Below are 11611 nucleotides of genomic sequence, written 5' to 3'. Positions count from 1 at the left end.
CGAGATGAACGCCAGCCATGGCACTCCCGCCAACAACGTCACCCGCATCCCTTCCACCCACCAGGTGGTCGTCAGGATGGCGACAATAAACGCGGCGCCCAGTATGGTGGTGATGGGATAACCCGGCATCCGCACCGGCAGTGGCGGCCGCCCGCTCGCCTCCCATTTTCGCCGGAATGGAAGGTGGGTAATGAAGATCATCAGCCAGATAAACAGCCCGCCGAACAACGCGATGCCGAACATGTACACGTACGCGGTTCGCGGGTAGAGAGCGGCCATCGCGGTCGCCAGCGCCAGCCCAAAAGTCGAGATCAGCAACGCGTTCACCGGCGTGCCCTGCGTCGAGACCCGCCCGAAGATTGCCGGCGCGTATCCGCCGCGCGCCAGCGAGAACATCATGCGCGTGACCAGGTAGAAATTGCAGTTAATGCTCGACAGCGCCGCCGTCAGCACGACAAAGTTGACCACGTGCGCCGCCGCCGGAATTCCCATCACCGCGAACACGGTGACGAACGGGCTGGCGGTCACGTCGGCGCCGGGCTGAATGCGGTTCCATGGCACCACGCCGATGAGCACGATCATCGACCCGATATAAAAGAGGATCAGCCGTCCCACCATGGAGCGCATGGCGCGCGGCACGGCGCGTTCTGGATCCTTGGCTTCGCCGGCGGTCACCGCCACGATCTCCGCGCCGATATAGCCGTAAATGGCAAATACCAGGGCGAACCACGTGCCCCTCCATCCGTGCGGGAAGAAGCCGCCGTTGCCCGTGAAATTCCGCGTGCCGATCGCTGGATGTCCAATGCCCAGCAGCATGGCCGCGCCGAACACGATGAACAGGATGATCGCAACCACCTTGATCATCGCGAACCAGTATTCAAAGGTTCCGAAGCTGCCGACGCTGCGCGCGTTCACCCACAGCAGGCCCGCCGAAAAGCCCACGATCCACAACCATGAAGGCACATTCGGAAACCACCAGCGGCAGTACACCGCCACCGCCGTCGCTTCTCCGCCGATGGCAATCGCCTGCACCGCCCAGTAGGTATAGCGCACCACAAATCCGGCCCAGCGCCCCAGGTAAATCTCTGCGTGCACGCCGAAAGAGCCGGCCGTGGGGTGCGCCACCGCCATCTCCGATAGTGCCCCCATCAGCAGCAGCGTGACCACAGCGCCGAGGACGAAGGTCAGGATTACAGCCGGCCCGGCAAGCCGCACCGCCAGTGAACTGCCCAGGAACAACCCCGTGCCGATGGCTCCGCCAATGGCGATCATCGCCAACTGGCGCGACGACAACTGCCGGTGAAGTCCGGCTTCCTTGTCCATTACGGCGGACGAGATGTCGGCCACAGCAAGCTTTTCCGGGCTCAAAAATCCCCCACGAAGTGGGGAGAGTATATCCGCTGGGCGGTGGAGCAGCGGAATTCATTCCACCGTGCCGGCCATGCCAAAAAAAAAGCCGCGGGATTCGCTCCCGCGGCCTTCCATACCAGGTCTTGCCGTTAAGCGCGCACGCGGCTTGCGGCGGCCTTCGGTGTCTCCTGGACTTCGTCCCAGATTTTGATGCCGTGTGTTTCTTTCAGCGTCAGGCTGCCGACAATGAAGGTCATGGTGGCAATCGCCATCGGGTAGTACACGCCCGCCAGGATGTTCCCCGTTGCCGCGCAGGCCGACAGGCCAATCAGCGGCAGCAATCCTCCGAACACGCCGTTGCCGATGTGATAGGGCAAGGACAACGACGTGTACCGTATCTTGGCCGGGAACGCCTCCACCAGGTATGCGGCGATCGGGCCGTATACCATGCAGACGTAGACCACCTGGATCAATACCAGCAGCACCAGTAGCGGCACGTTCGGGCTCGCCGCTTCTTTCGCCGCCACCAGGTTCCCGCTCGGATCCGTGGTCATTGGGGTCAGGCTGATGGCACCCGTCACCTTGTTCTTGGTGGATTTTACCGTCACCACGTGATTGCCGGCCGCGCCCTCCATGGCCTTGTAGATCGGGATGTAAGTGATCACGGCGAGCAAGCATCCCGCCATCATGATCTTTTTTCTTCCGATCCTATCCGACAGCGCCCCGAACACCACAAACAGCGGCATGCCGATCAGCAGCGCTACCGCGATGATCTTGTTCGCCAGCGTCGGGTTCACCTTCAGGATGGCCTGCATGTAAAACAGGGCGAAAAACTGCCCGGTGTACCACACCACGCCCTGGCCGGCCGTCGCCCCGAACAGCGAGATCGCGACCCGCTTCAGGTTCTCCTTCTTGGTGAAGGCTTCCTTCAGCGGCGCCACTGAAGTCATCCCCGCTGTCTTGATCTGCGTGAAGATTGGCGATTCCTTCATCTTCAGGCGGATGTACAGCGAGATGGCCACCAGTACGATGGAAATCAGGAACGGAATTCGCCAGCCGTAGGCGGAGAAATCCTCCTTGCTCATCGAGTTCTGCACCGCCAGGATCACCAGCAAGGAGATGAACAGCCCCAAGGTTGCGGTGATCTGGATGAAGCTGGTGTAGAAGCCGCGCTTGCGGTCGGGTACGTGTTCAGCGACGTATACGGCTGCGCCGCCGTATTCACCGCCGAGCGCCAGACCTTGTAGGACGCGGAACCCGATCAGCAGGATGGGCGCAAACCAGCCGGCCGTCTTATACGTGGGCATGACCCCGATCAGCGCGGTGCAGGTGCCCATGATAACCAGCGTGACCAGGAAGGCGTACTTGCGCCCGACGAGGTCGCCGATTCGTCCAAAGAACAACGCGCCGAAGGGCCGGACCACGAACCCCACGGCAAACGTCGCCAGGTAGGCGATGTACGCAAAGGTGTCGTTGCCCGGCGGATAGAATTTAACCGCCAACACGGCAGCCAGGCTGCCGAAGATGTAGAAGTCGTACCACTCGATCATAGTGCCGACGGCGGACGCCATGATCACTCTCCAGATGCTGTATTCCTGAGTCGCACCGCGGCCTACAACTGCTGTGCCCATGCCTTCCTCCTGGGAACCGGGTTCCGACCCCGGCAAAGTTTTGTAGTCGAATGGGCGGCCATCAACACTGCTGACGCTCCAGGCCAAAAACTGCGGCGGCGCCGAAAACCGCGCCGGAACTGGGATTGGGCCTGGGGGGGCAGCAGCCCCCCGCACTAGTGGACGTGAGTTGTATCACATCCCCGCGTGATTTGCATCATTTCCGCTGTCCCGGGCGAACGCCGACCATGGTCGTAAGCGGGCTGGCCCCCGCGCCGAGACATATCGATGCCCCCCTCGATTAGGTCGTTAGATGCCGGACCGGCACTTCGTTGCATAGTTTTTGCAAGCGACTTCTCCCCGGCCTCGCAGGCGGCGCTCCCTCATGCCGCCCGGCTGGCCCGGGTTTTCGGGGCGTTCGTCTATGCGCTCTATGTTATTGAAATTCAGCCTTGGGAAATCTGCCCCGAAGTGACCTTGCAAAGCCGTATCGACGCTACCCAGCTCCTGGACGAAGTGACGCGGTCGAAAGAATGGGACGGCATCCGCGTGCAGGCGGCGCTTCGCCACGGCAGCGCCGTTGCGCAGATTATCCGCTTCGCCCAGGAGCATTCGGCGGACCTGATCGTGACCGGCGCCGGCTCCCGACACAGGCTCCGCCATCTGCTGCTTGGCTCGGTGGCGGAACAACTGGCCCAAACCGCGCCCTGTCCCGTACTTACGATTCGCTCCGACGCTAACCCGCCCGCCACGGAGGAGGGCGGCTTTCGCAACATCGTGTTGGCCACGGGCGCCAATGCCGGCGCTGCGGCGGGCATCAGCTACGCCGCCAAATTCTCCAACCGCTTCGGCGCCCGCCTCTGGATCGCCCATTCCCTGCGACCTGATGGCGGCGGGAATGACTCGGAGCGTTCCTGGCTGAGCAAGCTCGTACCCCATCGCGAGGGCGTTGCGCCCATCTTCGAAATCGGAACCGTGGAGCAGGTCACGGTCATGCTGGCGCAGAGGGAATCCGCGGACTTGGTGATGCTCGCGCCCGGACTCGGCTGGCTGCTCCCCAAACTCGTCCAGCATCTTGCTTGCCCGGTGATGAGCGTGCGCTATGCCATTCCGATGATCCGCCCAAAATCCTTCGGCGCCGAAATAGCTCTTAACTCCTAGCTCGTAGCTATCCGCCGTTGACGCTTCGAGCGTGAAGTTCGTTCTGGAAACAACCGCAAGACGCACGAACGGCCATCGAACAATCGATGGCCGGGAATGTGTTGGTTAACAGCTAAAAGCCGGTAAAGCCGGCTTAGCGCGCTGCAGCTGTGGTGGGCTGCGCTTGCGTGACTGCTGCGAATGCCTTGTCTAGCGCGCGAATTGCTTCATCCACATCCGCCTTGCTGATGTTCAGCGGCGGCGACATCCGGATCGCGTTGCCGTACAGCCCGCCCTTGCCGATGATCAGGCCCGCGCGCTTCGCTTCGTCCAGCAGGCGATTGGTCTCCTGCGGCGCCGGCTCTTTCGACTTGCGATCCTTCACCAGTTCCAGTGCTTGCATCAGGCCCATGCCTCGCACGTCGCCGATCAACTCGTACTTGTCCTTCAGCACCTCCAGTCCATCGCGAAAGTGCTGGCCGACGGTGTGCGCGTTATCCATCAACCGGTCTTCTTCGATGATGTCGATCACCGCCTTGGCCGCCACTGACGTCACCGGGTTCCCGCCGAAGGTGGAAATCTGCAGCCCCTTGAAGCTGTTGGCAATCTCCGGTTTCGTCATGGTCAGGCCGATGGGCACGCCGTTGCCCAGGCCCTTGGCGGCGGTAATGATGTCCGGCGTCACTTCCCAGTGCTCGATGCCAAACCACTTTTTCCCGGTGCGGCCCCACCCGGTTTGCACCTCGTCGCTGATGAACTCGCCGCCGTACTTCTTCACGATGTTGAAAACAATTTTGAAATACTCCGGCGGCGGCGTGATGAACCCGCCCAGTCCCTGGATCGGTTCCGCCAGGAATGCCGCAACTGCCCCCGAGGTCGACGTCTGAATTACGTTCTCCACGTCGTGTGCGCACTTCACCCCGCAATCGGGATACTTCAATCCGAACGGGCACCGGTAGCAATAAGGATTGATCGCGTGCACCACGCCGAATGCCGCCGGCAGCGATGCGCGCCAGGTATATTGCCCGGTGAGCGATTGCGCGGTCTGCGAGCGCCCGCTATATCCGTGGCGGAGGGCGACAATTTCGAAGCGCCCGGTATGAGTGCGTGCTGCCTGCACCGCGGTCTCATTTGCCTCCGTGCCACTGTTGGTGAAATACGACTTGCTGATCCCGCCCGGCGCAACCTTGGCCAGCTTCTCTGCCAGGGCCACGATCGCTTCATTCGGCAGGACAGTGGAGGCGTGCTGCAGCTTGTCGATCTGCGCCTTGATCTTTGTCGTTACCCGCGGATTCGCGTGCCCCACCGAGATGGTTACGATCCCGCCAAAAAAGTCCAGGTACTTTTTGCCGTCCACGTCCCACAAGTGCTGCATGCTGGCATGATCGGTAACCAGCGGATCAGTGAAGTAGGTGGTTACGGATGGGAACAGATATTGCTTGTATTTGGCGATGATTTCGTCTCGGGTCATGGGCGCCTCACAGAGGGATGAGCAGACCCGGAACTATAGCACCGCGAGCAGCACTTGGCACGCGCGGGGCACGGCGCGCTGCCGCACGAACCAAAGACAATTCCCCGAGAAAGAGCCTTTGCCGGAAAGGCTGATGTTCGTGAACTAGCCCGAAGTCGCCATCGTGGCCGCTACTTCCGCTTTTACCCTGACAATATCCTCGAGTCGCAGCTCCAGGCCGCCAAACTCGGGATGATCGTTGAGCTCCAGTGTGAACGCCACGTCCACGGCATCACCCGCCAGAATCGATGATTGCTGCACCTGCTCCGCCATGCGCCAACCGAGCGCATCAATTCCGCGCGCCTGCTTTCCGGCGCCGATGGCCAGGCGCATTTTGACGTGTTTCTCTTTCAAGATCTTAGGCGGATAGGCGACGCGAGCGCCGCGCGCCACGAACACCGGCTCGGGATTGCCCATGCCGAACGGCTCCAGCCGTTGCACCGATTCGTAGATGGCGGGTGTCACCTCATGCAGCGGCAACTCGCCGTCATAGTCCAGCACGCGCTCGAAGTCGGCCGGCGTCAGCCGCTCACGCGCGTAGGCATCGAGCGCCGAACGCAGTGCCGATACGCGATCGCAGGGCAGCGAAAAACCGACCGCATGAGCGTGACCGCCGAAGCGCGTGAACATCCCGCGACAAGATTCCAACGCGTCCAGCAGGTGAAAGGCGGGAATCGAGCGGCCCGAGCCGTACGCTTCGCCGTCTTCCCGCGACAGAACCAGCGCCGGGCGCCCGTAGCGTTCGACCACCCGGGTGGCGGCAATGCCGATCACGCCGCGATGCCATTCGTCGCCGTCGATGACCAGGCAGTAGCTATCCCTGACCTCGGGCGCGCTAGCCAGCCGCTCCTCCACGGCGTTGAAAATGCGCTTCTCTTCTTCCTGGCGGTCGGCATTGAGCTGGTTCAGCCGCGCCGCGATCTCGCGCGCCCGGTCTGCGTCTTTCACGCTGAAAAGCTCGATAACGTCCTGCGCGACATCCATTCTTCCGGCGGCGTTCAAGCGAGGAGCGACGCGGAACGCGATGTCGGTGGCGTCCAGCTTTTTCGCGCTCAGCGACGCGACTTCGAGCAGCGCTTTCAGGCCCGCATTCACCGGATGGCGCAGGCCATCGAGCCCCAGCTTGGCAAAGACCCGGTTTTCCCCGACCAGCGGCACCGCATCGGCAATCGTGGCCACCGCCACCATCTTGAGGAATGACGGCAGCAGGCGCGCGCGGTCCGTCTCCTCCAGCAGCACTTGCGCCAGCTTGAATGCCACGCCCGCGCCACACAGCGCCTTGCACGGGTACGCGCACCCTGCCTGGTTCGGGTTCAGCACCGCCAGCGCCGGCGGCACGCCATGCTCATCTGGCAAGTGGTGGTCGGTGACCACCAGGTCCACCCCGGCGCGTCGCGCCGTCTCCGCGGCGGCGAAGGCGCGGATACCCGTATCCACGCTGATGATCAGCGACACGCCAGCCGCCGCCGCGCGCTCGATAACGTCGTCCTTCATGCCGTAGCCTTCGCGGATGCGATGAGGCACGTGAAAATCGGCGCTACCGCCGCAGAGCTCGATCGCGGTCTTCAGAATCACGACGGCGGTGGTGCCGTCCACGTCGTAGTCGCCGTAGATCAGGATTTGCTCGCGATTGGCGATGGCTCGGCGCAGCCGCTCGGCGGCCTTGGCCATGCCCAGCATCAGGAGTGGCGAGTGCAGTTGATCGATTGACGGACGCAGGAATCGCTGTGCCGCTGCCCCGCCGGAAATGCCGCGTGCAACCAGCAAGCGCGCGACCACCGGTGGAAGCTTGGTCTCTTCCGCCAACCGGGTGACTTGCGATTCATCGGCCGTTCGCAATTGCCAGCGCACGGGAGAACGTTATCACGGAGTGCGGGGATGACGCTGTGAGGCGTTTGCCCGAGCCTGGCCGCCCCCAGCTGCGAGCTACGCTTAGCGTTCCTCGTCGGGATCGTCCGGCTCGTCGATCATGATGCCGCCATACTCTTCGGCGGCATCGAGCAGGCGCTGATAGCGGTCGTACCATTCCGTGGAAATTTCGCAGAGGAACATCGTGCTCTGGTAGGGCCAGCCCAACTGCACGAACCCGGTCTTTCCGATGTAGGTGCGCAGCCAGCGCGCCTCCTCGACGTCCTCTTCATTCGTGTAATTGGAGTTCCGCAGGCGCTCCACCAGGTAGTCCACGTCCTCGCGGTCGAGAACGACATCATTCATTGTCAGGAACGGTGCGCCCGCCGCCTTGGCGAGCTCGACAAAATCCTTCCAGCTGTCCACGTTGTCGCGCGGGTCCCACATGACGCTGGTGACCTCGTCGCTGACGTAGCCGTGGAAGCGGCGCATGCCGTGCCCTTCGATAAAGGCCGTCATGTCGTCTTTCAGGGTGGTCAGGTCGTCTTGCATGATGGATAAGCGTGGCAGTCTAGGCACTTAATCCACTCTCACCAGTACATCATACTCCGCGGCGAGGTCGCGCGCGGCTGGCGTGATGATCGTCTTGGGTCCCACCAGGATCTTGGACTTGCGCTTGACCGCGGCGCGGATTTCCGCCTCGCTCACAAAGTCAACCGGACGAGGCTTAGGCATGGCCGCGGCCGGCGCACCCTTCTTTTCGGTCGCGGTTGGCGCTGGTGTAGCCACGGAACTGGAGGAACTGGCAGAAGGCGCCGGGGCAGATGTTCCGCCGTGCTTGCCTGCCAGAAATCGGTCCACCGCGCGCGCCACCGACCAGTTCACCCCGGTTCCGGCGGGCGCAGCTTCCTGGGCGGGCGCCGCGCACGCACCGCAACTCACCGCCGCAGCTGCTGTGCCGCCGGCAACGGGCACCTGGAAACTGGAAACCGCGGTTACCGGCCTTGCCTCATAAGCAATCCGGCGCAGGTTGATCAGGTGCAGCGGCGAGATATTGTCCGAGGTGATGTTGCCGCCGGCGGCGCCGCATCCCAACGTCATCGCCGGAAACAGGTTGGTGGACGATCCTATCGATCCTTGCGGCGAAGGACTGTTCACCACCACGCGATAGGCCGGCATCTTCATGCCGTATTCGCGGATGACGGCGTCATCCTTGGCGTGGATGGCGCAGGTGTGGCCGAGGCCGCCGAAGCGCAACAGTTCCACGCAACGCGCCATCGCCGACGCGCGGTCCTTCTCCAGGTACAGCGCCAGTACCGGCGAAAGCTTTTCCGCAGAGAGAGGCTCGTCGCGCCCGACTTTATCCAGCACCGCCACCAGCAGACGCGCATTGGCCGGAGCGTGCAGGCCGGCCAGTTCCGCTACTTTCGCGCCCGTCTTGCCCACGAACTTGGGGCAGATCGTGTGTGTCTCCGTGTTCACCATTTGCTTGCCGAGCTTCTCGGCGTCTTCCCGGCTCAGCAGGTGTGCCCCGTTTTTTGCCAGCTCCTTCAGGATCGGCTCGCGCAGCGATTCTTCCACCACGATCGCCTGTTCCGAGGAACAGATGGTCCCGTTGTCGAATGTTTTTCCGAAGACAACGTCGGCCACGGCCTTGGGCAGATCGGCGCTTTTGTCGATGAACGCCGGCACGTTACCCGGGCCTACTCCGAAGGCCGGCTTGCCCGAACTGTACGCGGCGCGCACCATTCCCATGCCACCCGTAGCCAGGATGACGCTCGTGCGCCGGTGCTTCATCAACTCCTGCGTTCCCGGAAGGCTGGGCGTGTTGAAGCAGCAGATCACGTCCGGCGGCGCGCCCGCCTTCGCCGCAGCCTCTCTCATGATCGCCGCCGCCTCGCAACTGCAGCGCAGAGCTGTGGGATGCGGGCTGAGCACGATCGCATTCCGCCCCTTGATGGCGATCAGGATTTTGTAAATCGCGGTCGATGTCGGGTTCGTGGACGGCAGGATCGCGGCTACGACACCGACCGGCACGGCAATTTCGATGATGCCCTGGCCTTTGTCCTCGCGCACCACTCCCACCGTCTTCAGCGGCCGGATCGCTTCGTACACGCGCTGTGATGAAAACAGGTTCTTGAGGATTTTGTGCTCGACCACGCCGTAGGTGGTCTCTTCCACCGCGATGCGCGCCAGCTTCTCGGCGTTCGCGGTAGCGGCGGCGGCCACCGCGTCCACCACGCGGTCCACTTGTTCTTGCGTAAAGCCCTGGAATTCGAGAAACGCCTTGTAGGCGCGCTCGATCAAATCGCGGGCCTCGGCGACGGAGCGCTCGTCTTTGCTCTGCGGCGCGGCGGCAACGGCAACAGAAGATGTGGGATCTTGGGCCACGGAAAAGTGATATCGGTAATCGGGTCATTGTGTAACGCGGGGACCGAATGGTTCGGCGCTTTACCCGATTACACAATCACCCCATTGAACTTTAGTCGGCGCTTGCCTTCTTGGTCTTGGGCGCGGCACCACTGATCATCGGCATTGAGCTCTCCAGGTCGCCGTGCGGACGCGGGATCACGTGCACCGCTACCAGTTCGCCGACGCGACGCGCTGCGGCGGCCCCGGCATCGGTGGCGGCCTTTACGCTGGCCACGTCGCCGCGGACGATCACGGTTACAAACCCCGCCCCGATGTATTCCTTATGAACCAGTTGCACGTTGGCGGCTTTTACCGCGGCGTCAGCGGCTTCGATCGAGCCGACCAGGCCCTTGGTCTCTATCATTCCCAGTGCTTCCATCATGTTGGCTCCCTGAAACCCGCGCGCCGGCCGTGCCGCGCTTCACCAGTACGAGTGCCTGCGTACCTTACTACGCAGGGCGAAACGGGTCAACGCTGCACCCGGAAAAACACCCTCGCTCGCTGTGTTAAACTGCAATGTTTTATATCGCATGATTGCGCGCTCATGGTCTTCTCCAAAGAATATGTGGGCTACCTGGCCCGCGAGATCTCGAAAAAACTGGTGAAGGGCGAGTTCATCGCAACCGCGGCGCTGCCTGCCATGACGGAGCGCGTCCACAGCGCCCTGCTCGACGAACTTTCGCTCGAAGACCGCATCAACGACGAGGTCCGCGTCATCCTGGAAACCTACTCCGACGAAATGCGCAAGACGGGCGCCAACTATCAGGAGATGTTCAAGAAGGTGAAGAACGAACTGGTCCGCAAGTACAAGGCGGTGCTGTAGTGCGCGTCGACATCAAGTCGGAAGAGCCCTATCGCATCAGCCGCGACAAGATGAACGTGCTGGCGCGCAATATCACCGAGGCGCTCGAAGCCATGGAGAACGTGAAGTTACTCAAGGAAAAGAACAGCGTTCGCCTGGAAGTTCGCCGCCTGCTGGAAGAACTGTTGCTCCAGGAAAAGAGGATCGACCAGGAAGCCCGGCGCAAGATCGAATCTCAACGCCGCACCATCCTCGAGGGCAGCCAGGAGTGGGACATCCTCTACCGCAAGTACTACAACGAGGAAGTCAAAAAACACGGAATTTGAAAATTTGTAATTTGAAATTTCCGTCTGTCCCAAACCATGGGAAAAATTACAAATTAAGAATTTCCAATTACAAATTCCCAAACACTTCCTGCGCCGCCACCACGGTATTGCAGTGGATGGTGATCGTGTCCTCGACGTTTTGCGCGTAGCCGCCGGCGAGGGTCACCATGACGGGAATGTTGCGCGCCTGGGCTACGCGGAACACCAGTTCATCTCGCTTCTTTAGTCCTTCAATGCTAAGGGCCAGGCCGCCGAGCTGGTCCTCGCGGTAGGGGTCCGCGCCGGCGACGTAGGAGATCAAGTCCGGCTGGAAGTGGCGGAACCCGGAGCTGAGCGCGTTGTCGAGCCAGGCCAGGTACTGCTCGTCGCGGGTGCCGTCGGGCAGGTTCACGTCGATCGACGAGGCCGGCTTCCACATCGGGTAGTTGTGCTCCTGGTGGAGCGAGATGGTGAACACGTCGTCGGCCTGGGTCTGGCGGATGGAGCCATTCTCGGTGCGGCGCAGGGTGGCCCCACCGGCCGACGGCAGCGGATCTCCGGGCGTGGGCTTGCGTTGGAAGATGAAGGCGGTGCCGTTGCCCTGGTGGACGTCGCAATCCACGGTCATGGCGCG

General features: G+C 62.2%; 11 protein-coding genes. 3 read left to right on the top strand and 8 right to left on the bottom strand.

Annotated elements, in window-relative coordinates:
* Both VFI82_00530 and VFI82_00525 read right to left on the bottom strand, forming a co-directional pair.
* Positions 1-1347: amino acid permease (locus VFI82_00530; GenBank protein HET7183139.1), on the bottom strand; the 1347-nt coding region annotated here is incomplete at its 3' end.
* Positions 1348-1499: 152 nt separating this feature from the next.
* Positions 1500-2981 carry an MFS transporter gene (locus VFI82_00525; GenBank protein ID HET7183138.1) on the bottom strand — a complete coding sequence of 494 codons (1482 nt, stop codon included), beginning with the start codon at positions 2979-2981 and terminating at the stop codon, positions 1500-1502.
* 267 nt (positions 2982-3248) lie between these two features.
* Between VFI82_00525 and VFI82_00520 the strand changes: the two genes are divergently transcribed.
* Complete coding sequence (locus tag VFI82_00520; GenBank protein ID HET7183137.1) at positions 3249-4121, top strand: universal stress protein; 873 nt, start codon at positions 3249-3251, stop codon at positions 4119-4121.
* Positions 4122-4254: 133 nt separating this feature from the next.
* On the opposite strand, the gene VFI82_00515 is transcribed toward VFI82_00520, so the two are convergent.
* The 5 genes from VFI82_00515 to VFI82_00495 all read right to left on the bottom strand — a co-directional run bounded on the left by VFI82_00515 (position 4255) and on the right by VFI82_00495 (position 10252).
* Positions 4255-5571, bottom strand: coding sequence for an aspartate aminotransferase family protein (locus VFI82_00515; GenBank protein ID HET7183136.1), 1317 nt, complete (start codon positions 5569-5571; stop codon positions 4255-4257).
* Between the two features lie 144 nt (positions 5572-5715).
* Entirely contained in the window at positions 5716-7461 is a 1746-nt protein-coding gene (gene recJ, locus VFI82_00510) for a single-stranded-DNA-specific exonuclease RecJ (protein ID HET7183135.1), read from the bottom strand.
* 81 nt (positions 7462-7542) lie between these two features.
* Positions 7543-8010 carry a hypothetical protein gene (locus tag VFI82_00505; protein ID HET7183134.1) on the bottom strand — a complete coding sequence of 156 codons (468 nt, stop codon included), beginning with the start codon at positions 8008-8010 and terminating at the stop codon, positions 7543-7545.
* Between the two features lie 27 nt (positions 8011-8037).
* Positions 8038-9849 (bottom strand): aldehyde dehydrogenase family protein, encoded by a 1812-nt coding sequence (locus VFI82_00500; GenBank protein ID HET7183133.1) that lies wholly within the window; start codon positions 9847-9849, stop codon positions 8038-8040.
* 91 nt (positions 9850-9940) lie between these two features.
* Positions 9941-10252, bottom strand: coding sequence for a BMC domain-containing protein (locus VFI82_00495; GenBank protein HET7183132.1), 312 nt, complete (start codon positions 10250-10252; stop codon positions 9941-9943).
* Between the two features lie 162 nt (positions 10253-10414).
* Here VFI82_00495 and VFI82_00490 point away from each other — a divergent pair, with 162 nt between their 5' ends.
* Complete coding sequence (locus VFI82_00490) at positions 10415-10693, top strand: DUF507 family protein (GenBank protein HET7183131.1); 279 nt, start codon at positions 10415-10417, stop codon at positions 10691-10693.
* Positions 10693-10998 (top strand): DUF507 family protein, encoded by a 306-nt coding sequence (locus tag VFI82_00485; GenBank protein HET7183130.1) that lies wholly within the window; start codon positions 10693-10695, stop codon positions 10996-10998. Before VFI82_00490 ends, VFI82_00485 begins: the two co-directional genes overlap by 1 nt.
* 67 nt (positions 10999-11065) lie before the next feature.
* Here the strand turns inward: VFI82_00485 and VFI82_00480 are convergent.
* Positions 11066-11611: histone deacetylase (locus VFI82_00480; protein HET7183129.1), on the bottom strand; the 546-nt coding region annotated here is incomplete at its 5' end.

This window comes from Terriglobales bacterium, from assembly GCA_035691485.1.
Lineage (GTDB): Bacteria > Acidobacteriota > Terriglobia > Terriglobales > Acidobacteriaceae > JAIQGF01.
The sequence above is the reverse complement of the archived record's forward strand: the minus strand, read 5'-3'. Positions and strand labels throughout refer to the sequence as shown.

Bases quoted from the DNA above. Each gene is read 5' to 3' on its own strand.
- VFI82_00525 (HET7183138.1), bottom strand. From the start codon at position 2,981: ATGGGCACAGCAGTTGTAGGCCGCGGTGCGACTCAGGAATACAGCATC.
- VFI82_00520 (HET7183137.1), top strand. From the start codon at position 3,249: ATGCCCCCCTCGATTAGGTCGTTAGATGCCGGACCGGCACTTCGTTGC.
- VFI82_00515 (HET7183136.1), bottom strand. From the start codon at position 5,571: ATGACCCGAGACGAAATCATCGCCAAATACAAGCAATATCTGTTCCCA.
- VFI82_00505 (HET7183134.1), bottom strand. From the start codon at position 8,010: ATGCAAGACGACCTGACCACCCTGAAAGACGACATGACGGCCTTTATC.
- VFI82_00495 (HET7183132.1), bottom strand. From the start codon at position 10,252: ATGATGGAAGCACTGGGAATGATAGAGACCAAGGGCCTGGTCGGCTCG.
- VFI82_00490 (HET7183131.1), top strand. From the start codon at position 10,415: ATGGTCTTCTCCAAAGAATATGTGGGCTACCTGGCCCGCGAGATCTCG.